Here is a 24,164-nt window from a genome sequence, read left to right on the forward strand (position 1 = left end):
GCTTCCAGCACCTCCCGCGGCACCGGGTTGTCCTCATCCTCAGCCCACGGGCTTTCCTTGTCCGCAGGGTTGCACATACCCGGACGCGCGAGCTTGGCCATGACAGCGTCGAATGCCGAGCGGGCGTCGGGGGTGAGCTCGACGGTGAGGGTGGACATGAGGTCGTAGCGTTGCGGGCTCAGAACCGCGCTGCGCTGGTTCTGCCGATCGGCGTCCTCGGTCAGCTTGCCGTCCGGGTCCAGGTAGCCCAGGATCATCTCCCCGATCCTCGGCAGGTGCGTCGGGTCCAGGGCACGAGTCTGGAGGGCGAGCTGCTTCTCGGCGTAGGCGCGGGCTTCGGGAGCGACCTTGCCCGGCAACCGGTTCATCACCTGCCGGATCACCCGCACATGATCGAGGGAAATCGCACCCTCGTCCAAAGCCTGGGCGGCGTTCGGCAGGACAGGGGCCGGGTCGGGCTCGTCACCGACCCGATGCCACACCGCGAGGTCTTCGGCGGTGCGCCACCGGTTGATCGCGTCCCCGTGCGAAATGTGCAGCACCGATTGCAGATACAGGGCCGGGCTACCGGAACCGTTGAGAGCGGGCAAAGAACGCGCGCAGGCTTGCACGATCAGATCCCGTTGCACCGACGCCAACCGGCGGGTGCTGGTTTCGATCTGCTGCATCAACGCCACAATGTCGGTGTCCGACACCGGAATCAACGGCAGAGTGGTGAGGGAATCAACCGCAGCGGCCAGTGCTTGCGCACTGGTCGCGATTGCGGATTCTCCCCCTGATTCCATGCCTTTATTCTACTCCGCGAAAACAGACCCGGGAAGGCGAATTACGTTGTGATATAAGGCTATTCAGAATATTCGGGTTTTATCTTTCGCCTTGTGTTCTTATGTCTTGCCCTTCTTGTCCAGGCGTCTTTGTCTTTTAAGCTCTTGTCAGTGGGGGATGAGGGTGGCGGGGCGGGGATTGGGGCGTGATGTCAGGTGGGCCTCGATTAGTTGGGCTACCTGGTAGGGGTGCTCGGTTGGGTCGAGGAGGGGGAGGTATTCGATTGTGCGGGCCAGGGCGGGGAGGTCGACGGTTAGATACATTGCCATGAAAGGGTTTACGAATAGTTTTGTGCCGGTGGTGCGGGTGGTGGCGTGGATGTTGCCGAATTCGCCGCGTAGGGCGTCGGCGATTTGGGAGTGGACAATGGTTGGGCGTAAGGGGGTTTCGGTCAGGGCGTGGGTGACGGCGGCTGTGTAGGCTGCGGCTTCGGGGCCAGCCGGGGGGATGGAAAGTGCGCCGAGGAAGGCGTTCTCGCGTTGAAGTGCGGCGAGGTTTTCGAGGACGTGGGCGTGGCAGACGCCGTGGTAGGCGTCGATACCGAATCCGACCGATACCACCAGGCGGTTCAGGCCGTGCAGTCCGGCGACGGCGGCGAGGCTGGTCATGTCCTCCTGCGGGGTGCCCAGGCCGGACTCGTCGCCGCGCAGCAGGATGTCGGTGCCACCATCCACCAATACGAGAGCGTCTACATCGAGGTGCTCTACCAGGGCGGAATACGCCGAACGTAGCGGCTGGACACCGGATTTGGCGAATGCGTAGACGATCGCCTCGCGGCCGGTGCCGTCCAGCCAGCGTGCCAGGCTGCGTTCGGGGAAGTAGTCGTCGTTGCCGGCGGTCTCCGGATTGACGGCGGCGACCCCGGGCGACAGCCAGTCTTCGAGCGGGGTTCGGCGCAGGTCGCTGAACGACAGGTTTGCGAGATGCACCTTCTTGCCGAGACCCTCCAGTGCCACGGCGAGCGGGATTTCCCCGTACACGTCGAATCCGCCACCCGCCCGGCGATCAGCACGCTGGAGGCATCACGAAGCCGGGTGAACAGCGGCGGCTCGGACAAGGAATACGAAGTCACCCCCGCCATCATTGCGACAGTAATGACACGGCGCCAGCAGGTTTCCCGAACGGGCCGGTCGCCGCCTGTCGAAATCAGACCTTGTCGGGGACCGTTTCGGATTCCTGTTCCACAGTCTTGATACGGGTTGTGTTGTAGCTGTACGCAATTCCGCCGACGAGCACGGTCAGGAGCACGGCGGTGGTGCCGTAGGTGCCGAAACCCAGACCGCCTTTGTCATGCGATTTGGAGAACAGGTCGCCGACGGTCGCACCGAGCGGGCGGGTGAGGATGAAGGCCATCCAGAACAGCAGAACGCCGGACATATTCGTGAAGTAGTGGGCCGCGAGGATGACTGCCATGACGACCGCGATCAGCGCCGCACTACCCCAGTAGCCCAGCCCGGAGCTGTCGGACAGGTAGTCGCCCAGCGAGGTACCCAGGGTGTTGGACAGCAGGATCGCGGCCCAATACAGCGTCTCCCCACGGAGATTCGTGATGTCGCTGACGTCGAAGGTCTGGCCGCTGCCGCGCCAGACGAGAAAGACCACCGCGAGACCGCTGATCAATAGTGCTGCCCCTGCGCCGTAGCCGAGGCCGCCCGCGGTGTCCGTACCGTCGCCCGGACCGCGGTTGATCAGGTCGGACACGGTGGTGCCCGCGGTGCTGGTGGCCGCGATGACGGTCCAGTACACGGCGGGCCGGAAGTACCGGGACCGTAGCTGGACGCCCAGACTGACCACGAATATGGCCAGGAACAGCACCGACGCGGCCGCGTACCCGAGGTGAAGCGTTTGTGCGAGCAAATCACCGCCGGTCTCTCCGAGCGTCGTGGCGGCAATCTTCAGCACCCAGAATATTGCCGTGACCTGGGGGAGTTTGTATCCGGCATTCACGGGCGCGGATGGCATGCGTGCGTTCCCTCTCTCGGCGTGGAGTCTGACGGACGATCGACAAACGAAGTTTGCCGGTAGTCCGCTGTGAACACGCTGAGATCCGTGGATCGGTCAGACGGCGAATCCGATTGCCATCAGGATGAAGCCGAAGAGCTTTCGTCAGATCACGCCATGCAATGGTGGCGCGGCGTCGTGTAGTAGCGATCTGCCGATGTGCTGGTACTTCCAGCGGATGGGGTCGTGGAGGGTATGGGTGCGGGCATTGCGCCAGAAGTGGTGGAGGTTGAGATCTGCGGCGGCGCTGCGGGTTCCACCTACTTCGAAGAGCGTGGCGGAGACCTCGTTGGCCGCACGATCGGCGAGGATTTTCGCTGATGCGACGGTCAGGGAGGCGTGGGCCGCCAGGGCGGCATCGCGATTCGGTGTACCGTCCGGTGCAACTGCCACGGCGGCATCGACGGCGAGTCCCGCCGCGGTCAGTGTCGCCTCGGCAGCCGTCACTGTGACAGCGAGTTCGCCGAACCGCTGGATCAGCAGCGGATCGTCGATAGCGCGGGCGACACCGGACTCGAACCATGCGCGGCTCGATGTCCGCACGAATTCGGTTGCCGCCGTGAGTGCTCCGCGTGCGATACCGGCATCGATGGCCGCGTGCAGTAGCTGCGCGTAGGCCCCGTACCCGGTGGGTGCGCGCACCGCCGCCGAGCGCTCGATCAATTGATCGGCGCCGACGATGACATTGTCGAACGCGACAGTCCCGCTGCCCGTGGTCCGCTGCCCGAGACCGTTCCAGTCATCGACGATTCGCACACCGGGCGTACTCACCGGCAAGTACGCGATGTACTCGCCGGCGGGCAGCCCGCTGATCCCTTCGGGATCATCCAGCCGTGTCAACACGGCCAGCAGATCTGCGAAAAGCGAACCCGTGCAGTAGAATTTGGCGCCATCGATGCGGAATTGCCCGCCGACCGGCCGCAGCGTGGTCGCGATCTCCGCCACCGTCGCACCGCCCCGCTCCGATTGCGCGTTCGCGATCCGCCCACCGTCCAGCACCTGACCGAAATAGCGGGCCTGCTGATCCGGAGAACCCGCCAGCCGCAAGAGATTCAGATACACGAAGTGGCTGTGCGGGATCTGCGCGATATTCGGGTCGGCGGTCGCGAGCAGGCGCACCACCTCGGCCACCGCGCTCGGCGGCACCTCCGCGCCGCCGAAGGCCGCCGGCACGGTGATGGCCAGCAGGCCGCTCGCCGAGAGTCGATCCAGCTCCTCGTAGGGCAGCAGCCGGTCCCGATCTCGCAGAGCCGCCCCTGCCCCGAACTCGGTGGCCAGTTGCGCCGCAATCGAATACGCCTGGCCGACCGAATCGATCCGGTCGGCCGCGACGGCGGTCATCGGACTGCCGCGGCGGGTGTGCGGGCGGCCTCCAGTTCCCGGACCAGGGGCAGCACCTTCGCGCCGAAGTATTCGATCTCCTCCTGGAAGTGCAGGAAGCCGCCCAGGATCAGATCCACGCCGAGCTCGCGGTAGGCGACAATGCGTTCGGCGACCTGCTCGGGCGTGCCGATGAGCTGGGTGCGGAATCCGTCGTTGTACTGCACGAGATCCTCGAAGGTCGAGTCCGCCCACATACCCTTCTGATCCCGGGTCGACGCGCCGGCCTGCTGCACCGCGTCCCGGAAGCCTTCCACCGCGGGCTTGTTCGCCTTCTCGATGATTTCGCGCAGCGTATCGCGCGCTTCCTTCTCGGTGTCGCGGGCGATGATGAACCCATTGAGCCCGAACTTCACCTCCCGCTTGTTCTCACGGGCGACAGTGCGCAGATCGTCGAGCTGTTCGGTGACGCCGTCGAAATCCTTGCCGTTGGAGAAGTACCAATCGGCGTACTTGCCGCCATTGCGCCGTGCCGCCGTCGAGTTACCGCCTTGGAACAGTTCAGGATTCGGCCGTTCGGGGGTGTTCAGCGGCTTGGGCTTCAGCGTGAAGTCACGGATGCGGTAGAAGTCGCCGCCGTAGTCGACATCGTCCTCGGTCCAGAGCTTGCGAATCACCTCGAGGAATTCGGCGCTGCGCCGGTAGCGCTCGTCGTGCTCGAGCCACGGCTCACCCAGTGCCTTGAATTCCCCGGAGAACCAACCGGATACCACATTGATGGCAAAGCGCCCGTTCGACAGAATGTCCGCTGTCGCACCGAATTTGGCGAGCACACCCGGATGCCAGAGGCCCGGATGGATCGCCGCGATCACCTTCAGCCGTTCGGTCGCACCGAGCAGGGCCAGGCTGAATGCCGTCGACTCGTGCTGGAACTCGGCGCCGTACGAGGCGGTGTACCGCACCTGTGACAGCGCGTAGTCGAAGCCGTTGCGCTCCGCCGTCTGCGCCAGCTTCTTGTTGTATTCGAAATCCCAGCTGGTGCGCTGCTCGATATCGCTGGTGACCAGCCCTCCGCTGACATTGGGTACCCAGTAGGCGAATTGGATCTGGTCGGCGATCTGCTCGGTGGTCATGGCGGCTCCAAAAGGTGTGGGCGGATCAGGCGCTGGCGAGAGTGCTGGAGAAGGCGGAGCGGTCGAAGCGCCCGGCCGGGGCGAAGCGGGTCAGCAGTGCCGCCGCGTCCTCACCACTGACGCTGGTGATGAATTCGTTTGCCCCATCGAGTGAATCGATGCCCAGCAGCGGCTGCGGACGGTGCAGCAGGCCGACAAGCGCGGACGCGACCCGGGAGTCGACGGCCGCCGCGGCGAAGAGCTGGTTGCCGATATCGGCGAATTCCGGATCGCCGAGGAACAGCCGCGTGACCTTGTTCGCCGCATCACCGCGAGCAGCCAGGAAGGCCGCGTACTGCCCACCGAGCCAGGCTGCGTCGAACGGCCCGTCGTGCACGGCGGCCGCAGCGACCAGCCGCTGCGCCTGGATCAATCCACTCTGCGCGCCCTGACCCGCGATCGGGTCGTAGGCGGCCGAGGTGTCACCGAGCGAGCCGACCACGTGCCCATCGGCGGTATGTCCCACACCGGCCCGGACCACCGGCCGCACCGCACCCTTGAGCCAGGAGTGCGGGTCCTCGGCGATCACCTGGGTGGCGAGCACCTCGGGCAGATCCCAATCGATGAAATCGCGGTACAGGTCCTGCACGATGCGGTGTGCGGACTCGGCCGAATCCGCAGCGGCGAAACGACTTTCCCACTCACTGCCCGGCCGCGCCCAACCGAGGAAGGCCCAGCTCGGCCCCGCGTCCTTGTGCAGATACGGACCCCACCAGCCCTCGCCCTGATCGGCGAAGATGGAGAACCCGCTGTGCCCGCCGCCCGCCCGGCTGCGATGCGCAAACACGCTGTCGTCGTGACCGATCCCGGTCACAGTGACGGTGAGCAGAGACCGCTGCGGTGCGTCGTACACGGAACGCGCCGCATCGACGGGGAAGAGATCCGACAGCCCACCGCGGCCGGTCGCGACCAGCGTCAAATCATTGGCCGCCGCAATCCCGTCGAGAGCAGCGGGGGAGACCTGCTCCACGACGAATCGCCCACCCCGCTCCAGGAATTGGGTCAGCCGTTCATCGGCCTTCAGGCGGGTATCGACCGCGACCCCGACATAACCATCGAAATGCCCGTCGAATGCGATCAGCTCTTCCCGCTCGGGCCCCGCGATACGCACGCTGAGCCCGGTATGCCGGGGCGCGCGAGCGGTATAGGAATCCAGTCCGAGCGCGGCCTCCGCCTGCTGCGTCTCACCGAATTCGAGCGCCGTCCCGGTGGCGGGCACATCATCGCGCAGTGCCCGCTGCTCCCGATCGCTGTAGAGCGTCACGGCGAATCCGGCATCGAGCAGGCCGAGCGCCGCGGTGACGCCGGTTTGCCCGGCGCCGATGATCGCGGCCGTACGGGTGGAGCGGCCGGCGGAGTTCTGAGAGGTCATCTTCTTCGGTCCTTTCCAATCCTGCGGTCAGAGGGTGATCGACGACCCGGGCCGGGATACGGCGTCGGGCAGTGCGGTCGAAGCGGAGCCACCCGGGCGATAGCGGGCGCCGCGATGTTCCCGGGGCAGGCGATCGCCCCGGTCGAGCAGTTTGTTCCGCAGCGTGCCGGGAACGTAGTCTGTGGCGTACGCGCCACGGGCGGTCAACTCCGGAACAACATGGTGCACAATGTCTTCGAAGCTTCCCGGGGTGATGGCGTAGGCCAGGTTGAAGCCGTCGAGGTCGGTTTCCTCGGCCCAGTCCTGCAGCGTGTCCGCGACGGTGCTGCCCGAACCCATGAAGACCGGGCCCATGCCGCCGATGCCCGCCCAGCGGCCGATATCGCGGACCGTCCACTCGCGGCCGTCGTCGTCGAACTCCTGGAATGCGGCGACGGCGGACTGAATGGCATTGCTCTGCACCTGGCCGATCGGATCGTCCAGGTCGTAGGCGGACAGGTCGATACCCATCCAGCCCGACATGAACACCAGGCCGCCCTCGATGCTGGCGTAGGACAGGTATTCCTCGTGCTTACGCGCGGCCGCCTCGTCGGTGGCATCGGTGATAATGGTCGCGAGCGCGTAGATCCGGGCCGAGTGCCGGTCCCGACCAGCCGCTTCCAGGGCATCACGAATACGGGAAACCGTCTGCGCCAGAATCCTTTTCGAAGGCCCGGCGATGAAGATCGCCTCCGCGTTCTCGGCGGCGAAGCGCACACCACGCGGCGACGCACCAGCCTGGTAGATCGTCGGAGTGCGCTGCGGCGACGGCTCGGAGAGATGGATGCCGGGCACCGTGTAGTGCGCCCCCCGATGACCGATGTGGTGCACCTTCGCCGGATCCACGTAGATGCCGCGCTCGACATCGCGAACCACCGCGTCGTCCTCCCACGAACCCTCCCACAGCTTGTAGAGCACCTCGAGGTATTCATCGGCCTGGTTGTAGCGGTCATCGTGGTCCAGCTGATCGTCCGCGCCGAAATTCCTTGCGGCCGAGGGCAGATAGCCGGTCACCACATTCCAGCCGATGCGGCCGCCGGTGAGATGGTCGAGCGTGGAGAGGCGCCGGGCGAACGGATAGGGATGTTCGAAACCGGTGCCGGTGGTGATGCCGAAGCCGAGATGTTCGGTGACGGCCGCCATGGCGGAGACCAGCAGCAGCGGATCGGCCACCGGGATCTGCGCGCCCTGCCGCAGTGCCGCGATATCGTCACCGCCGTACACGTCGTAGGTGCCGAGCACGTCGGCGATGAAGATGCCGTCGAAACGCCCCTGCTCCAACAGCTTTGCCAGTTCGGTCCAGTAGCTCAGCTCCTTGTACCGATGCGACTGGTCCGCCGGATGCCGCCACAGTCCCGGCGACTGGTGTGCGACACAGTTCATATCGAAGGCGTTGAACCGAATCCGGCGCGTCACTGCGCGTCTCCGTTCGCCGGCCGGCGTTCGCCCGCACTCCAGGCGAACGGCAGGGGCGCGTCGTTGAGCAGGTGGTCGCCGATCGCCCGGGCCTTCTGGATCGCGGGATTGTGCACCGAGATGGTGCGGGCATTGCGCCAGTGCCGATCCAGGCGCAGCTCCTCGGACACGATCGAGGCGCCACCGACCTCGAACAGCAGCGTGGTCGCGGGCAGTACCAGATCGATCACCGCCAGCTGCGCCTGCGCGGCGGCGAGTTCCGCTGCCACCACGGCCTTTTCGTCACGTGCGCCGTCGTCCAGCACCTCATCCAGGACGTCGGCGACCGCGAGCACACTGGCCCGTGCCGCGAAGGCCGCACCCGACAGGCGGCCGATCACCTGCTGCACCAGCGGATCCTGCCGGGGCAGATCGGCGGCCGAATGGGTGTAGCCGCGAGTCCGCGCCGCCACCCATTCCCGGGCATCCGATTCCGCCCGCTGCGCGATTCCGGCAAGCACCGCGAGCTGCACCAACTGCAGGTAGGAGGTCGCATACGTGGGACCGGGCGCACCGTAGCCGGGCCCGAGCACCTGATCGCGGCGCACGGCCACATCGGTGAATTCGGTGGTGCCACTCGCCGTCAGACGCTGCCCGAAGCCGTCCCAATCATCTTGCTGGCGTACACCTTCGGCCGTCGCCTCGACGAGTACACCCACCCGCGCACCGTCCTGATCCGCGGCCACCAGGATGTGATCGGCGTACAGCGAACCGGTGCTGTAGTACTTCGTTCCATTGAGCAGGAAATCCTCGCCCGAGGCGGTCAGGCGAGTCTGATACCGGTCGACCGCGCCCACACCGGGTTCGGTGATGGCATTGCCGACCAGCGTGCCCGCGACCACCGCGCGCAGCCACCGTTCCCGCTCCGGACCGGGTTCGGCGAGCAATTGATCCTCGACGAACGAGAAATGTACCCGGAGCGCCTGCGGCAGATTCGATTCCGCGGCGGCGAGTTCGGTCAGCAGCCGGAACAATTGCCGCACGGTGACGCCGTAGCCGCCGAATTCCACCGGCACCCGCAGCGCGCCGAACCGCGCCTCACGTAGCCACCCCACCTCCTCGAAGGATAGCCTGCGATCGATTTCGCGTTCGACTGCGCCTGCGGCAATACGGTCGAAGATCGGCCGGAAGATTGCATCCAGGTCGGAGTCGGTGGTGGATTTCACCTCGGTGGATGTCATGCCCAACGATTGCGCGGACCGCGCGCGTTATCACCAGTTATACGCAGCGCGATCGAAAGACCCAGAGTTCGGCTCGGCGCCGTTCAGTCGCTCTCGAACCCGTGCGCCTGCGCCACGAGATCGAAAAACACCCACACGCCGCCCCTGTCATAGGAATCCGGATCCTCGGAACCGCCGAGGAACGGATACGGGGTGGCGATGTAGACCTCGTCCTCCGCGAGCGGGCCAAGCCGCCGGCGAATTGCCGAAACATGCTGTGGCTGCAATACATAGGTGAGAAAGTCCGGATCGAACAGCACGCGGTCGATGAATGCGGTCACGTCCGAGAAGGCGCCGTAACCCTTGGTGCCGGGACTGTACGGGTCGAGCACCGCGTACTCACCGGTGCGCGTGCTCATCAGAAAGGCGTGACCGAGGTCCGAGTAGCCCACCACAGTGTCGAACTGCGGGAAGTGCGGCGCCCACGCCGGCATGACCTGCTCGAAGCGGTAGGGGCCGACCAATTTGAAGGGGACACTTGTCACTGGTCCCATCCAACCAGAGTCGGCACCGCCCACCCGATCCGGCCTGTTCCCGCGCCCGCGGCGGATCGGGCCCTGCGAACCACACGGAGTCGCTGTCGCGTCAGCGTTGTAACTACCTGGGGATTTTGCGGAAATGTGTGCCGCATGTTTGCGAAGATGACGGGATGTCGGGCGAGCTTGGGCGGTTGCGCTCCATCAATAACGCGGCTCTGCTGGTCGAGTTCGGGGCCGGCCGAGGGTTGTCGATGGACTCCATGCTGGTGCACACCGGCATCAAGGAGAGCGATCTGACCGAACCTGCGGCGGAGATCGAGCTCGAGCAGGAGTTCGAGTTGATGGCCAATATCCTCGCCGGGACCGATGACGAGCCGGGGCTCGGGCTGCTGGCCGGAATGCAGTGCCATCCAACAAGTCTCGGCATCTGGGGCTTTGCGATCAGTACTAGTCCGAATCTGCGCCACGCCTTGGAGATCGGGCTGCGCTACGTCGACCTGTCCTTCACCGCCGCCCTGCACCGCCTGGACAAACGCGGCGCCGACGTGGCGATCCTCCGGGACGACAGTATGGTGCCGCCCGGTATCAGGCGGTTCGCACTGGAGCGTGATCTGGTGGCGATCGGCACGGTCCAGCAGGATCTGCTGCCGATGCGGCTGCCCGCCGTCCGGCTGGAGGTCCCGCTCGAGCGACATCCCATGTACGAGACGGTGTTCGCCATGCTCGGCGTCTCCGATATGACCTTCGGCGCGCCGAAGCTTGTATTGACGCTGCAGGCGTCGTCACTGGAACTGAAACTGCCGCAGGCGAATCCGGCCAGTATGAAGATCTTCGAGGAGCAGTGCGCGCAGATCGTGCAGCAGCGGCAGCAGCGTGGCGGAATCAGCGGGCAGGTCCGGGAACTGCTCATTCATCGGCAGGGGATGGCCGATCAGTCCGATATCGCAGCCGATCTGGGCCTCAGCGTGCGCACCCTGCGGCGGCGCCTGGCCGACGACGGGACGACATTCCGGGAGTTGAGCGGCGAGACCGTCGGCCTGCTCGCCGAGGAATTGCTCACTGCCGGACTGACTGTCGAGAGTGTGGCGTGCCGGCTCGGCTATGCGAGCGTGTCCGCATTCGGCTCGGCCTTTCGCGCCTGGAAAGGTCAGACACCGGGCCAGTACGCCCGGCAGAGCCGCACGCCGCGACTGCGCGCCGTCGGCGATCAGAGCTGGCGGCCACCCACCTGAGCCGAATCCACGGCACCGCAGGCTCGGCCATGGCGGCGCGGTTACCGGTCGATCAGCACACTCCGAGTTACATTTCGCTCACCTGACCGCTGCTCGACCGTGAAAGCGAGCGTAATGACCATGAGCGAGACCTGGCCCGGCGAAACCTGGCCTGCCCCTGGCGAGACCCTGGTCGAACTGGATATCTTTCCGCCCGAACAGCATCGCCGCTGGACCGTACTGCTGCGCGCGCTGCTGGTGATTCCGCAGGCGATCGTGCTGTGGTTCCTCAGCATCGCCGCATTCTTCGTGGTGGTGTGCGGCTGGTTCGCCGCACTGGTGACCGGGCGCCTGCCGGACTGGTGCGGTGACTATCTGCGTGGCTATTTCGCCTACACCACACGGGTATCGGCGTATTCGATGCTGCTGGTCGACGCCTACCCGCCGTTCGCCTGGAACCCGCCGGACTATCCGGTGCGCGTGCTGTTCCCGGCGCCGACACCGCTGAATCGGGTGGCGGTGCTGTTCCGGCTGGTGCTGGCCTTCCCGATTCTGGTGTTCGCCAGCTGGCTCATGACCGGCTGGGCGATCATCGCGATCGTGCTGTGGCTGATCGTGCTCATCACCGGCCGCATGCCGCGCTCGGTGTTCGAGGCCACCGCGGCGGTGCTGCGCACCCAGATTCGGACGCAGGCCTACACCTATCTGCTGACGCCCGCGTACCTGAAGGGCATCTTCGGCGATCAGCGGCCGCTGCCGGTCGCCATGCCCGATGCGCCGTGGATCGAGCCGGTGCCGCAGTCGCCGACGCGGCCGCTGCTGCTCTCACAGGGCGGTCAGGTGCTGCTGATCCTCATGCTCATCCTCGGCATTGTGGCGGGCCTGCTGGAGAACGTCGTGGGCGGCAGCAGTTCCGACGATGACATCGATTCACTTGCTTGGAGTGCACTCCAGGTCACTACCGTGGTCGCATGAGCAAAGTTTGGTTCATCACCGGAGTCTCACGAGGATTCGGCCGCGAGTGGGCACTCGCGGCATTGGAGCGAGGCGACAGCGTCGCGGGCACCGCGCGCGATCTGAGCACGCTCGACGATATCGTCGGCAAATATCCCGATACCTTCCTGCCGATTCGGCTGGATGTCACCGACCGCGACGGCGACTTCGCCGCGGTGCAGCAGGCGGCCGAGCGGTTCGGGCGCCTCGACGTGGTTGTCAACAATGCCGGATACGGACAGTTCGGCATGATCGAGGAACTCTCCGAGGACGAACTGCGGGCGCAGTTCGAAACCAATGTCTTCGGCGCGCTCTGGGTCACGCAGGCGGCCGTGCCGATCCTGCGGGCGCAGGGCAGCGGGCACATCCTGCAGGTCTCCAGCATCGGCGGCATCTCCGCCTTCCAGAACCTCGGCGCGTACCACGCGTCGAAGTGGGCGCTCGAAGGATTCTCGCAGTCCCTCGCACAGGAAGTCGCGCCGTTCGGCATTCATGTGACGCTCATCGAACCCGGCGGTTTCGGCACCGACTGGTCCGGTCCGTCGTCCAAGCACGCCACCCCGAATCCGGCCTACGATGCGGCCCGCGCGGCCCGGGCCTCGCAGCGTTCCGGCATGCCCAGCGGTGATCCGACCGCCACCGGCGCCGCGATTCTGGCCGTGGTCGATGCGGACGAGCCGCCGCTGCGCATCTTCCTCGGCGAGGTCCCGCTGGCCATCGCCACCGCCGATTACGAGTCGCGGCTGGCGCTGTGGCGCAAGTGGCAGCCGGTTTCGGCTGCCGCACAAGGCAACTGACGTAGGTTCGGCAGAGCAGGGTGCCCGCGGTGTGGGCACCCTGCTCTGCTGTCTGTTGTCGTAGCAAGTGCTGTTCGACTAGCGGCGATAACCACGCACCGCGAGGAGGATCCCGGCGATGAAGACGACCGGGCCGATGATGGACCAGGTGACGGTATTGCTCATCGGGCTGCCCGAGACGACGCCGAAGCCCTGCAACGACCAGAGCAAGCCGGCCAATCCGATGATGACGCCGAGCGCTACGAGAATGGGGCTGCGCATGAGCTGCCTTTCGGTTGCACCGCGAGGGGCGGCGAATTCTGATTCCACACTAACCGCCACCGGATGCGCGGGCGCGGTGACTATCGGTGGATAGTGGAGGTGTGCCAGCAGAAAAGCCTTCCGCGCAAGATCGCCCGGGCGCGCCGGTCGGGCGTCGCGTGGTGCTCGGGCTGCTCGCGGCGGGTGCGGCGGGTGTGCTCGGCGGCGCCCAGCTCCAGAAGGGTCTGGAGGCGGTGCTCGGGCCGATCGGCATCCGTGATCCGACCGGTCTGGTCGGACTGCTGCCGGTGGGCAATACCTTTCGCTTCTACTCGGTCACCAGCGGCGCTCCCAAGCGCGATGCGAGCAATTACCGGCTCGATATCACCGGCCTGGTCGACAACAAGCGCACCCACACCCTCGCCGATCTCCAGGCCATGCCACAGACCAAGCTGGTCCGCGATTTCCAGTGCGTGACCGGGTGGCGCGTGCCCGAGGTGCACTGGAGCGGCGTCCGGCTCTCCGATCTGCTCGACGACGCCGGGGTGAACAGCGCGGCGACGGCGGTGCGGTTCACCTCCTTCGACGGGACCTACTCCGAGAGCCTCACCCTCGCGCAGGCGCGGCGCGCCGATGTTCTTGTCGCACTGGAGATGATCGACGGGCCGGTCACCCATAATCACGGCGGACCGGTTCGCCTGTACGTCGCGCCGATGTACGGCTACAAGAGCTGCAAATGGCTTTCCGGGATCGAGCTGACCAGTGAGGTGGTTCCGGGCTACTGGGAGCACCGGGGTTACTCGATCGACGGCTGGGTCGGGCAGTCGAACGGACGTAATGATGACCCGACCACCTGACGCGGCCGAGCGCGACCTGCACCGGTTCGGCCGTGCCGAACGCTGGGTGCACTGGGCGACCGGAGTGCTCGTCATCATCTGCATTCTCACCGCCGCGATCCTCTACAACGGTTCGCTCGCGGTCATGGTCGGCAACCGGCACACCGTCGAAATCATCCACGTCTATTGCGGATTCGCGCTTCCGGTACCGATCCTGCTGGGTCTGGTATCACGGGCCTATCGCGCGGACCTGTCCCGCCTCAATCGTTTCACCAAGGCCGACTGGTTGTGGTTCCGCTCCAAACGCCGCCGCCTGACGGGTGAAGAAGTCGGGAAATTCAATGCGGGACAGAAACTCAACGCGGCACTGAGCGCCGGCTCGATTTTCGTCCTGCTCGGCACCGGCATCGTCATGTACTTCCCGGACTGGACCCGGCTGGCCTGGCGCACCGGCGCGACCCTGATGCACGACTGGTTCGCACTGGCCTTCGGAATCCTGGTGGTGGGCCACCTCATGTACGCACTGCGCGATCGAGAAGCCATGCGCGGCATGCTCACCGGGAAAGTGTCCGAGTCCTGGGCCACGCACGAACACGAGCTGTGGGCGGCTGAGAACGACGAGCAGCCGTAGCGGTCCGGCGCACCGGCCGCCTATTCCGCTGCTCCGAAACGCAATTCGAGTTCAGCTGTTGATTTCGGCGGCGGCGGGTGCTGGGAGCAGGCCGGCGGCGAGGTCGAAAAATGCTCGGGCGGCGGGGGATTGGGGGCCGTCCTGGCGGTAGACCAGGGCTACGGTGCGGTGCAGGTCGGCGTCGGTGATCTCCAGGACGCGGGGTTTGGCGCCGCGGCGGGTGGCGGCGCGGGCGATCGATCGGGGGAGGACCGCGATGCCGAGGCCGAGGGCTGCGAATTTGATCATCTCCTCCACGCGCACGACTTCGAAGACCACGCGGCGGGTGACGCCGGTGCTGGCGAAGCAGTGGTCGACCTGTTCGCGCAGTCCGTAGCCGGGTGGGAAGTCGATGAATCGTTCGCCGGTGAGGTCGGCCACCGAGACTCGGCCGGAGAGTTCGTGGCCTTCGTGGACCAGGCCCACCAGATCTTCGACCAGAAGTGGCCGGGCACGGAGCTTGGCGGGCAAGGGTTTCGGGGGCAGTCCGAGAATCGCCATATCGAGTTCGGCCGAGCGGACCTCCTCGACCATGCGGTCGCTGCCGCCGCTGCGCAGGGCCACTTCGACGCCGGGATGCCGAGTGTGGAAGTCGCGCAACAGCATTGCCATGTCCAGGGTCAGCGGCGGGCATTCCATCATGCCGACCGCCACATTGCCGCGCAGGACGCCCCGGAGCGCGTCGGCCTCGGCCCCGAGCAGGTCGACATCACCCAGGACCCGCTCGGCCAGCGGCAGCAGCTGCGTGCCCTCCCGGGTCAGCCGCACCGAGCGGGTGGTGCGCTCGAACAGTTTGACGCCGAGTTCGTCCTCGAGTTTGCGGATCTGCTGGCTCAGGGCCGACTGCACCACGAACTCACCCGCCGCGGCCACGCTGAAACTCCCGGTTCGCGCAATGGCCCGGAAGTAGCGCAATTGTCGTAACTCCATGCGATTAGTCAATCACAGTGATAACTCCTAGCACTTTCATGTCTTTGACGCATTAATCTCGGCCTGCGAGTCTGGGATCTCGGTGATACCCAGGGAAAGAAGTGCTCAGATGTCGCGCCCCACACTCCGTTTCGCAGCGCTCGCGGTAATCGCCGCGGCCGCACTGACCGGTTGCTCCGGAAGTTCGCAGGACCCGGGGCACGTGACCCTGCGACTGGGGTACTTCCCGAACCTGACCCATACGACGGCGATCCTGGGCGTCGAGGACGGGACGTTCCAGCGCACGCTGGGGTCGACGACAAGTCTGGAGACCGCGCGGTTCACCTCCGGGCCGCCCGCCATCACCGCGATCATGTCCGGTGCGCTGGATGCGGTATTCGTCGGTGCGACGCCCGCGATCAACGCGTTCGACAAGACCAAGGGCAATGTCCGGATCATCTCGGGCGCGACCTCCGGTGGTGCGGTGTTCGTGGTCCGGCCGGGCATCAATTCCGTGGAAGACCTGCGCGGTCGCACCATTGCGGACCCGGCGCTGGGCGGGGCCCAGGATGTGGCGCTGCGGTACTGGCTGCAACAGCACGGACTGCGCGCCGGGACCTCCGGGGACGGCGATGTGCACATCACGCCGCAGGACAATGCGCAGACCGCCGCCTCCTATGCCAGCGGCGCGATCGACGGCGCGTGGGTACCGCAGCCCTATGCGACGCTGCTGGTCAGCAAGGGTGCGCATGTGCTGGTCAATGAGCGCTCCCTGTGGCCCGACGGGAAGTTCAACACCACGAATCTGCTTGTCACCGCGGCATTTCTGAAGGATCACCGGGATGTGGTCGTTGCCCTGCTGCGCGGCCTGGTCCAGGAGACCGGTCAGGTCAATGCCGATCCGGCGGGGGCGCAGCACCGTGCCAACACCGCGATCGCGGCCATCAACGGCAGCGGGCTCGGCGACGCCGATCTGGCGACCGCCTGGTCGGACCTGACCTTCACCGTCGATCCGCTGCTGGGCACCATCGGGGAATACGGCAAACGCGGTGCCAGTGTCGGGGTGCTGCCGGCCGGAGACCTCACCGGGCTCGCCGATCTGGGCCCGTTGAACGAAGCACTGCAGGCCGGGGGCCAGTCGGCGGTGACCGAATGATCAACCCGCGCACCCAGACCGGCGCCCGCTATCACGACTGCACCGACGCGGTCGTCAGCCGCGGCATTACCGAGGAAGTGCGGGCCCTGCCGTTCCTCGGCGAACTGACCACCGAGACAACAACACTCACCGCAGGCGGGCTCAGTGAACTCGTACTGCGCTACACGGTCGGCAGCTCCGGCATCGCCGACAGCGGCTGGCTCAAACTCTGCTTCAAGTACTACTCGGACTGGGATCTGCAGACCACCGATCCGGCCGGGCGCGACTATGCCACAGCGGAATTGGCGCATCGCAGCGCCCTCGGCGGAGCAAGTGCCGGCAGTCTGGCCACGGTACGGCGATTGCGCACCAGATACGACGTGAAGGGTGGCGAGCGGCCCTTCCAGAAGGCGCTGCTCATCCACCTCGAAGACGGCTTCGTGCGGCCCGGCGACGAGATCGTCCTCCGGCTCGGCGATCGGCGCGCCGGCGGGCCGGGCACCAGGGTGCAGACCTTCGTCGAAGAGGCCTTCACATTCCGCATGTACGCCGACATTCTCGGGACGTCGCGAATGGGGCATGTCGGTGACGTCGGCATCGGCATTGTCGCGGCCGCGGCCGAACGGCTCGTCGTCGCCGGGCCGCGCCTGGTCCGCGCCGGTGCGAGCGCACCGCTGCGGGCACATCTGGAAGATGCCTGGGGCAATGTCGCCTGCGACACTCCGGCCCGACTGGAAGTTGCTGCGGCAGAATGGCATTCCGAGGTCGCTCTCCCGGCGCAGGGCTGGGCCGCGGCGACGCTCGAGCTGCCCGAGCAGCCCGTCGGGACCTATGACATCCGCGTCGCGGCCGCGCTGCCGGACGGCCGGCAGCTCACCGAGATCCGCACCGTGGACGTGGTGGCGGAATTGCCGGGGGAGCGCGCCTATTTCGCCGACCTGCACGTGCACTCCGACGACACCGTCGGTACCCAGGACAGTGCGTACAACTTCGCCTACGGCCGCTGGGTCGGCGGGCTCGATGTCCTCGGGTACACCGCGAACGACTTCCAGATCACCGAGCAGGCCTGGAAGGACGTGGTGGCCCTGTGCCGCGAGGTCTCCGAGGACGGGCGCTTCGTCTGCCTGCCGGGCGTCGAATGGTGCGGCAATTCCGCGGTGGGCGGCGACCACAATGTCATCTACCTCGGTGCGGACACCCAGCTGGCCCGGTCGCTGGAATGGCACGACTCCATGACCAGCCGCGCGCCCACACCCGAGCACTGGCCGATCACCGAGCTGTACGACGCCTACGCCGCCGATCCGGACGACTATCTGCTCATGCCGCATCTCGGCGGGCGGCGCGCCATTCTCGACTGGCATCATCCGGAGCTGGAACGACTCATCGAGGTGCACTCGGCGTGGGGTACGGGCTCCTGGTTCCTGCGGGAGGCGATGAGTCGCGGATTGCGAGTCGGGGTGAGCGCCAACAGCGATGAGCATCGGGGGCGTCCCGGCAGCGGCGCGCCGGGCGCGAATATCTTCGGCGGCCGCGGCGGGCTGACCGGTGTGCTGGCGCCCGACCTGACGCGCCCCGCCGTGGGCACGGCCTTGCGGGCACGCCGGACCTGGGCGACCACCGGTGCGCGGGCCGTCGCGCTACTGCGGGCCGGTGACCAGTGGATGGGTGACGAACGTGCCTGGGGGACTGAGGAATTCAGCCTCTCCTACGCGCTGTACGGCGAGACAGCCTGGGAGCAGGTGACCGTCTTCGATACCGAGGGTCCGCTGCTGCACCGCAATCTGCATGCGGAGCAAGGGTTTTCGCCTGACCTGGTCCGGATTCGCTGGGGTGGAGCGCGCCATCGCGACCGCTACCGGTGGGCCTCCTGGACAGGACGGATCACCGTGGACGGAGCCGAAATTCTCGCGGCCGATCCCTGGGCGACCATGCATCAGGAGCAATCGGTCACCCTGGAGCACGGGCGAATCGACTGGGCCAGTGCGACATTCGGCAATGACACCGGCGTGGTCCTGCGGCTGGACCAGATCGAGGATGTCCGGATCCACCTCCAAGCCACCATCGCCGAAGAGGCGCGCACCGAGCGGTTCGAGGTGTCGGCGGCCGACCTCAAAGATGGCCCGGTACGCCACGAAATGGGCGGCGCCGGACTGCACGTCACCGTCGAACGGATCTCCGGCGGTGCGCTGCCCTCGACGCTGACCGGCGAGCTTCCGGTGCGCCTCAGCGGCGGCGACAGCGCGCTGTATCTACATGCCCGGCAGGCCGACGGCCACGAAGTCTGGACCAGCCCATTGTTTTTCACGTCCTGAACGGAAAGCGACATCACCATGGGTGCCACCCAGCACGCCGCCTCCGGGCTCGCGCAGCGTGAGTCCGGCGCGGCTCTGCGCCTGCGCGGCGTATCGAAGGTGTACGACCAGGGGCGTGCGCCGGTGCTCGCCCTCGACCGCGTGTCACTGTCGGTGGCGCCCGGGGAATTCGTCTGCCTGATCGGCGCTTCCGGGTGCGGTAAGAGCACCCTGCTGTCGATTGCCGCCGGACTCGACGATCCGACCGGAGGAACTGTCGAGACCCGGTCACCGTCCGGTGCGGCGAAAGTCGGCCTGGTGTTTCAGGATCCGGCGCTGTTTCCCTGGCTGACCGTCGCGGGGAATATTCGCCTGGCCCTGCGCGCGGCGGGGGTGCCGCGCGCCGATCGGCCGCGCCGGATCGCCGAACTGCTCACCATGGTCCGGCTCGACGGATTCGGCGACCGGCGACCGCATCAGCTGTCCGGTGGCATGCGCCAGCGCGCCGCCATCGCGCGGACGCTGGCGCAGGATTCCGATGTACTGCTCATGGACGAGCCCTTCGCGGCACTCGACGCCATGACCCGCGACCTGATGCACGACGAACTCGAAAGAATCTGGCGCGAAAGAGCTTTGAGCGTTCTGTTCGTCACCCACAACGTCCGCGAGGCGGTGCGGCTGGGGGACCGGGTCATTCTGCTGTCGAGTCGCCCGGGCCGGGTCATCGAGGAGTACGACGTGGCGCTGGACCGGCCGCGCCGCATCGACTCACCGGAGGTGGCCGTGCCGGCCGCCGAGATCACCGATCGGCTGCGCGAAGAAGTGGGACGCCATGGAGACTGACCGGCAATTACGGGCATTGGACGCGCTGGAGACAACAGCGGTGGTGCGGGCCGGTCTCGCGCGCCGACTCTGGTCGTCGATCTGGCCGGTGCTCGCCGCGGTCGCGCTGGCGATCGGAGTCTGGGAGCTGGTGGTGCTCAGCGGATGGAAACCGGCCTGGGTGCTGCCCGGGCCCGGTGAAGTCCTGCCCCGGCTGTGGCACGACCTGGCCGAACCGGGATTCTGGGCCGGGCTCGGACTCACCATGCGCCGCGCCCTGATCGGGTTCGCGGTCGCGGTCGGCGTCGGCACGGTGCTCGGGGCGATCGCGACCCGCCCACGTTCGCTGCGGCTCGCGGTCGGCTCACTCATCACCGGTCTGCAGACCATGCCGTCGATCGCATGGTTCCCACTGGCCATCCTGCTGTTCCAGCTCAGCGAGAGCGCCATTCTGTTCGTCATCGTGCTCGGCGCTGCACCGTCCATCGCGAACGGATTGCTCACCGGCATCGATCACACACCGCCCGCGCTCCTGCGCGCCGGGCGGGCGCTCGGGCTGCGCGGCATCGAATGGTATTGGCACCTAATGCTTCCCGCCGCACTACCGGCGTTCGTCACCGGACTGAAGCAGGGCTGGGCGTTCGCGTGGCGCAGTCTGATGGCGGGCGAACTGCTGGTCATCATCGGCCATCACACCTCGCTCGGGGTGCGGCTCGAATACGCCAGACAGGCGAACGATTCTGTGGAAATGCTCGCGACCATGATCGTGATCGTCACCATCGGCATTGTCATCGACCGCCTCTTCACCGCCGCCGATCACGCCCTCCGCAACCGCCGTGGCCTGATCGCGGAATGAATTACTTCAGAGGCCGGTGAGGCGTGTGTGAATTCGAGTGAGCAACTCACCTGTACGGAATGGCTTCAGCAGATAGTCGGTGGCGCCGGCCGCCATCACCAGTTCGATGAAATCCGGATCGTTTTCGTCGGCGAGGACAACAATCGGCACCACCGTGTGCCGGCGCAACTGCAGGCAGATCTCCGAGCCTCGCAGATCGGGAAGGGCGAGGTCGACCAGAACCAGATCCGGATGCCAGGTATCGGTGGTGATCAGCGCCTGTCCACCGGTCGCGGCCGGCATGGCGGCGTATCCCGCCTTGGCCAGGACGATGGCCGCCATTTCGGCCACCGCGGGATCGTTTTCCACGATGAGCACCTTGACGAGCTCGGAATTACTTCGGCCGAGGGGTACGGGCGGTAGTGCCGTCCGAGATACCGCTGGCGGATATTGGTTCATGGCAGTTCCTTCGCCTACGGGATCCCCGACCCGCGACCCGTGTCATGTTGAATTGCCAGCACGACCAACGGACCTTGACGCTATACCCGTCTGCAACCATTCAGCAATAGAAATGTGAGCTAACCCCGCGTTAATTCGCGGGGATCTCACACTCATCGCTATGCGGTCACGGTCCGGGCCGCTGGCTGCGCCTTTCGGGTCGAGCGCAGGGTCCAGGCGATCAGCAGGCCGAAGACCGTGACCATGAGGATCTGGGAAACGTTGGCCGCCATGGTGATCGGCAGCACATAGATGGCAGCGATCCGCAGCGAGGCGTCGATCAGCAGGGCGATGCCCCACACCAGCGAGACACGGAACCAGCGCGCACGCATGGCGGTGGTGTTCCCGGTGGCGCGGAATTCTTCCTGCATTGCGGCACCGCCCGCTCGGGCGAAACGCTGTGCGGCGTAATAGGCGAGCGGGCGATCGATGAGGCAGCTGCCGACCAGGACCACACCCGCGGTCAGGGATCCGGAGGAATCCTTGGCGAGGATGAAGCGGGGGTCACCGGTGGTGAAGCTCAGTACGAGACCCGCACCGAACAGTACGAGCAGAAACAGAGCGAAGGGGTCGAGGGTTCGCTGGCGCAGTGCTACCCAGAGCATCCGCAGACCCGCCACGACGGTGCCGGTGAGCAGCGCGATGTAAGTACTCGCCCCGAGGAGTTCGGCGATGAAGTAGGCGATCACCGAAAGGCCGATGTCGTAGAACATCGTGGAAACCATCGCACGGGCTGCCGGATTGAGTCGCTGTGTGCTGGAGCGCGTTTCGGTGGCGGCGGCCGGAACGGATGGGGTCGAGGACATGAGAACTCCCAATCGGGTAGCGGTGGGAAGCAGCTCGGTGCGAAGCCGGAATGAGAAGCGAATTCCGTTACGGTCGAGGACATTTCCCGTTTTCTTTCGATGCCAACGCTAATTTCCCGGGCGGCGGGAGTCTTGGGCCGATCGCCGTAGATTCGGGTGGAGAAATATCTCCACCCGGCGGGGGTGGAGCCCGATCTCCACCCCCGAATACGGCGATCGCCGTACGACATCGGCGCCGCGGGACCGTAGGGTTCTGCCGTGACCCCGACCCGGCAGACGCAGGAGGCTTGGCCCGAACGCATTCGGGACGAGCTGGTCCAGCCGATCCTGGTATTCGCCACGGTCGTCGGCACCATCGTGCAGCTGCCCTATACGCATCTCGTGTATCCGGCGGTGACGCTCCCGCTGTTCGCCCTCGTCGCCGCAGCCGCGATCGGTTCGCAGTACCCGTTCCGGCATCCGAGTCGGCGCGGGCTGTTCGCCATGATGAGCGTCTACATGCTGCTCGCGGCGCTGCTGCTGCCATTGCTGCACTCGACGACGACCGGGGCGCTGTTCCCGTATATCGCCGCCTCCGCGACGGGCGCGAAACTGGCCTCCCGCAAGGCCGCCGTCGGTATCGCCGTCACGGGCGCGCTCATCGCCGTCGGCGCGACACAGGTTGTCGAGTGGCTGGCGCCGGCCTCGTCGCAGTGGCCGTGGTGGGTTCCGCTGACCGTATGCCTGCCGGTGTACGTGGGCATCGCGAACAGGGATCGGCGGGAAGCCCTGTACAGCGCGCGCCGGGCGGCCGAAGAGGCCAGGCGCGCAACCGATTCCGAGGCGCGCGAGGCGGCGCTGCTCGAGCGGGGCCGCATCGCCCGGGAGGTGCACGACGTCCTGGGCCACTCGCTGTCCGGGATCGCACTGCAATTGGATCTGGCCGACGCGCTCCACGAGAGCGGGCGGGACGAGGAGTCCTTCGCGGCCGTGCGCAAGGCCCGTGCGCTCGCGGTGGACAGCATCGGCGAAACCCGGCGTGCGGTCCAGGCATTGCGCGAGGACACTCTGCCGCTGCCCGACGCCCTCGCCCGGCTCGCCGAGCAGAACGCTGTCGAGGTCTCGATCACCGGCGAGATCACTGCGGTCGGCCCGGAGGCGACGCACACCGTGATCCGCGCGGCACAGGAGTCGCTCACCAATGCCGCCAAACACGCGCCGGGCGCCGAGCGAACCATGCGGCTCGCGTTCCTCGGTGACCGCATCATGCTGACCGTGCACAACGCGCCGGGGGACGGGCCACATGGCGACCTCGCCGGCGGCACCGGGGTCGGGCTCATCGGCATGCGCGAACGCGCGGCACTGCTGGGCGGAACACTGCGGGCCGGGCCGTCTCCCGAGGGTGGCTGGACCGTGGAATTAGAGTTGCCCCAATGACAGCGGACAGTGCGATCTCCCTCATCGTCGTCGACGATCAGGCAACCGTCCGTGAGGCGCTCGCGGTCATGCTCGATCTCGCGGACGATGTGAACGTCGTGGCCACCGCGACCAATGGCGCCGAGGCCGTGGCCGCCGCCGCCCAGTTCCACCCGGACGTCCTGCTGATGGATCTCAATATGCCGGTCATGGGTGGAGTGGAAGCCACCGCGCAGATCCACCGCACCGAACCGGGCACCACCATCCTGGTGCTGACCACCTTCGACGACGACGAATCCATCCTCGCCGCACTGCAGGCCGGCGCCAGCGGCTACCTCACCAAGGAGGCCGACCGGCTCATGATCCTGCAGGCCGTCCGCTCCGCCGCCCAGGGCCACACCGTCCTCGCACCCGAAGTGCAGCGCCGCCTCCTGGCGCTGGCCTCCCGCCCCGCACCGCGCGCAGACGACAGCGTCGAAATGACCGCACGAGAACGCGAAATCCTCACCCTGATCGGCGAAGGCCTGCGCAACCCCGAGATCGCCGCGAAACTGGTGATCAGCGAAGCCACGGTGAAAACCCACATCAACAACCTCTACGCCAAGGCCGATCTGCACTCGCGCGCCGACGCGGTGCGGTACGCCCTGCGCCACCAGCACTCCGGTGAAGATCCTCACCGATAGTCGAGTACCGCTATGGCACAACAGGCTTGGGCCCGAACCACTCCAGAGCCGAAGCGATGCGGGCAGGTTGGCGCCACCCTGCGCTCCCTGTGATACCGGCCGAATCGGTCGGCACCTGAGCCGTCAATCTCGTGCTGCCAGAACGATACTCACTGCGGCT

24 protein-coding genes are annotated in these 24,164 nt (G+C 66.5%); 11 read left to right on the forward strand and 13 right to left on the reverse strand.

Annotation, left to right across the window (positions count from 1 at the left end; all coding sequences use genetic code 11):
• The 9 genes from ABZX86_RS08180 to ABZX86_RS08220 form a co-directional block, all read right to left on the reverse strand.
• The coding region (locus ABZX86_RS08180; protein ID WP_355121336.1) for a DUF222 domain-containing protein at window positions 1-785 on the reverse strand (785 nt) is incomplete at its 3' end.
• 147 nt (window positions 786-932) lie between these two features.
• Entirely contained in the window at window positions 933-1,805 is an 873-nt protein-coding gene (locus ABZX86_RS08185) for a DUF1152 domain-containing protein (RefSeq protein ID WP_355121338.1), read from the reverse strand.
• 166 nt (window positions 1,806-1,971) lie between these two features.
• Window positions 1,972-2,787, reverse strand: a complete 816-nt coding sequence (locus tag ABZX86_RS08190) for a hypothetical protein (RefSeq protein ID WP_355121340.1) — start codon at window positions 2,785-2,787, stop codon at window positions 1,972-1,974.
• Window positions 2,788-2,931: 144 nt separating this feature from the next.
• Complete coding sequence (locus ABZX86_RS08195; protein WP_355121342.1) at window positions 2,932-4,167, reverse strand: SfnB family sulfur acquisition oxidoreductase; 1,236 nt, start codon at window positions 4,165-4,167, stop codon at window positions 2,932-2,934.
• Window positions 4,164-5,279 (reverse strand): dimethylsulfone monooxygenase SfnG, encoded by a 1,116-nt coding sequence (gene sfnG, locus ABZX86_RS08200; RefSeq protein ID WP_355121344.1) that lies wholly within the window; start codon window positions 5,277-5,279, stop codon window positions 4,164-4,166. The genes ABZX86_RS08195 and sfnG overlap by 4 nt, the downstream gene beginning before the upstream one ends.
• Window positions 5,280-5,304: 25 nt before the next feature.
• Window positions 5,305-6,690, reverse strand: coding sequence for a styrene monooxygenase/indole monooxygenase family protein (locus tag ABZX86_RS08205; protein WP_355121345.1), 1,386 nt, complete (start codon window positions 6,688-6,690; stop codon window positions 5,305-5,307).
• A 27-nt stretch (window positions 6,691-6,717) separates the two neighbouring features.
• Entirely contained in the window at window positions 6,718-8,145 is a 1,428-nt protein-coding gene (locus tag ABZX86_RS08210; protein ID WP_355121347.1) for an LLM class flavin-dependent oxidoreductase, read from the reverse strand.
• Window positions 8,142-9,365, reverse strand: a complete 1,224-nt coding sequence (locus tag ABZX86_RS08215) for an acyl-CoA dehydrogenase family protein (protein WP_355121348.1) — start codon at window positions 9,363-9,365, stop codon at window positions 8,142-8,144. The genes ABZX86_RS08210 and ABZX86_RS08215 overlap by 4 nt, the downstream gene beginning before the upstream one ends.
• Before the next feature lie 83 nt (window positions 9,366-9,448).
• Window positions 9,449-9,898: a T6SS immunity protein Tdi1 domain-containing protein gene (locus tag ABZX86_RS08220; protein ID WP_327139543.1), complete on the reverse strand. Its 450-nt coding sequence runs from the start codon at window positions 9,896-9,898 to the stop codon at window positions 9,449-9,451.
• 155 nt (window positions 9,899-10,053) lie between these two features.
• Between ABZX86_RS08220 and ABZX86_RS08225 the strand changes: the two genes are divergently transcribed.
• The 3 genes from ABZX86_RS08225 to ABZX86_RS08235 all read left to right on the forward strand — a co-directional run bounded on the left by ABZX86_RS08225 (window position 10,054) and on the right by ABZX86_RS08235 (window position 12,884).
• Window positions 10,054-11,115: an AraC family transcriptional regulator gene (locus ABZX86_RS08225; RefSeq protein ID WP_355121350.1), complete on the forward strand. Its 1,062-nt coding sequence runs from the start codon at window positions 10,054-10,056 to the stop codon at window positions 11,113-11,115.
• A 120-nt stretch (window positions 11,116-11,235) separates the two neighbouring features.
• Entirely contained in the window at window positions 11,236-12,069 is an 834-nt protein-coding gene (locus ABZX86_RS08230; protein WP_355121351.1) for a DUF4389 domain-containing protein, read from the forward strand.
• Window positions 12,066-12,884, forward strand: a complete 819-nt coding sequence (locus ABZX86_RS08235) for an SDR family oxidoreductase (protein WP_355121353.1) — start codon at window positions 12,066-12,068, stop codon at window positions 12,882-12,884. The genes ABZX86_RS08230 and ABZX86_RS08235 overlap by 4 nt, the downstream gene beginning before the upstream one ends.
• A 78-nt stretch (window positions 12,885-12,962) precedes the next feature.
• On the opposite strand, the gene ABZX86_RS08240 is transcribed toward ABZX86_RS08235, so the two are convergent.
• On the reverse strand, window positions 12,963-13,145 hold the full coding sequence (locus tag ABZX86_RS08240; protein ID WP_327139547.1) for a hypothetical protein: 183 nt from the start codon (window positions 13,143-13,145) through the stop codon (window positions 12,963-12,965).
• A 101-nt stretch (window positions 13,146-13,246) separates the two neighbouring features.
• Here ABZX86_RS08240 and ABZX86_RS08245 point away from each other — a divergent pair, with 101 nt between their 5' ends.
• Window positions 13,247-13,981, forward strand: coding sequence for a molybdopterin-dependent oxidoreductase (locus ABZX86_RS08245; RefSeq protein ID WP_355121355.1), 735 nt, complete (start codon window positions 13,247-13,249; stop codon window positions 13,979-13,981).
• On the forward strand, window positions 13,965-14,591 hold the full coding sequence (locus tag ABZX86_RS08250; RefSeq protein WP_355121356.1) for a cytochrome b/b6 domain-containing protein: 627 nt from the start codon (window positions 13,965-13,967) through the stop codon (window positions 14,589-14,591). Before ABZX86_RS08245 ends, ABZX86_RS08250 begins: the two co-directional genes overlap by 17 nt.
• Before the next feature lie 51 nt (window positions 14,592-14,642).
• Here the strand turns inward: ABZX86_RS08250 and ABZX86_RS08255 are convergent, their stop codons facing one another.
• A complete protein-coding gene (locus tag ABZX86_RS08255; RefSeq protein ID WP_355121358.1) occupies window positions 14,643-15,560 on the reverse strand; it encodes a LysR family transcriptional regulator in 918 nt (305 codons plus the stop codon).
• A gap of 109 nt (window positions 15,561-15,669) precedes the next feature.
• On the opposite strand from ABZX86_RS08255, the gene ABZX86_RS08260 reads away from it, so the two are divergent.
• The 4 genes from ABZX86_RS08260 to ABZX86_RS08275 are packed head-to-tail and all read left to right on the forward strand — an operon-like array spanning window position 15,670 to window position 20,643.
• Window positions 15,670-16,695, forward strand: a complete 1,026-nt coding sequence (locus ABZX86_RS08260) for an ABC transporter substrate-binding protein (RefSeq protein WP_355121360.1) — start codon at window positions 15,670-15,672, stop codon at window positions 16,693-16,695.
• Complete coding sequence (locus ABZX86_RS08265; RefSeq protein ID WP_355121361.1) at window positions 16,692-18,986, forward strand: hypothetical protein; 2,295 nt, start codon at window positions 16,692-16,694, stop codon at window positions 18,984-18,986. Before ABZX86_RS08260 ends, ABZX86_RS08265 begins: the two co-directional genes overlap by 4 nt.
• Window positions 18,987-19,004: 18 nt before the next feature.
• Complete coding sequence (locus ABZX86_RS08270; protein ID WP_355121363.1) at window positions 19,005-19,808, forward strand: ABC transporter ATP-binding protein; 804 nt, start codon at window positions 19,005-19,007, stop codon at window positions 19,806-19,808.
• Entirely contained in the window at window positions 19,798-20,643 is an 846-nt protein-coding gene (locus ABZX86_RS08275; protein WP_355121365.1) for an ABC transporter permease, read from the forward strand. Before ABZX86_RS08270 ends, ABZX86_RS08275 begins: the two co-directional genes overlap by 11 nt.
• A 6-nt stretch (window positions 20,644-20,649) precedes the next feature.
• On the opposite strand, the gene ABZX86_RS08280 is transcribed toward ABZX86_RS08275, so the two are convergent.
• Window positions 20,650-20,991, reverse strand: coding sequence for a response regulator (locus ABZX86_RS08280; protein WP_355121367.1), 342 nt, complete (start codon window positions 20,989-20,991; stop codon window positions 20,650-20,652).
• Between the two features lie 248 nt (window positions 20,992-21,239).
• Complete coding sequence (locus ABZX86_RS08285; RefSeq protein ID WP_355121369.1) at window positions 21,240-21,926, reverse strand: VC0807 family protein; 687 nt, start codon at window positions 21,924-21,926, stop codon at window positions 21,240-21,242.
• A 258-nt stretch (window positions 21,927-22,184) separates the two neighbouring features.
• On the opposite strand from ABZX86_RS08285, the gene ABZX86_RS08290 reads away from it, so the two are divergent.
• Together ABZX86_RS08290 and ABZX86_RS08295 are read left to right on the forward strand one after the other, a co-directional pair.
• Window positions 22,185-23,342 (forward strand): histidine kinase, encoded by a 1,158-nt coding sequence (locus tag ABZX86_RS08290; protein ID WP_355121371.1) that lies wholly within the window; start codon window positions 22,185-22,187, stop codon window positions 23,340-23,342.
• On the forward strand, window positions 23,339-24,004 hold the full coding sequence (locus tag ABZX86_RS08295) for a response regulator transcription factor (protein WP_355121373.1): 666 nt from the start codon (window positions 23,339-23,341) through the stop codon (window positions 24,002-24,004). The genes ABZX86_RS08290 and ABZX86_RS08295 overlap by 4 nt, the downstream gene beginning before the upstream one ends.
• The last annotated feature ends 160 nt before the right edge of the window (window positions 24,005-24,164 follow it).

This window comes from Nocardia sp. NPDC006630 (genome assembly GCF_040611495.1).
Lineage (GTDB): Bacteria > Actinomycetota > Actinomycetes > Mycobacteriales > Mycobacteriaceae > Nocardia.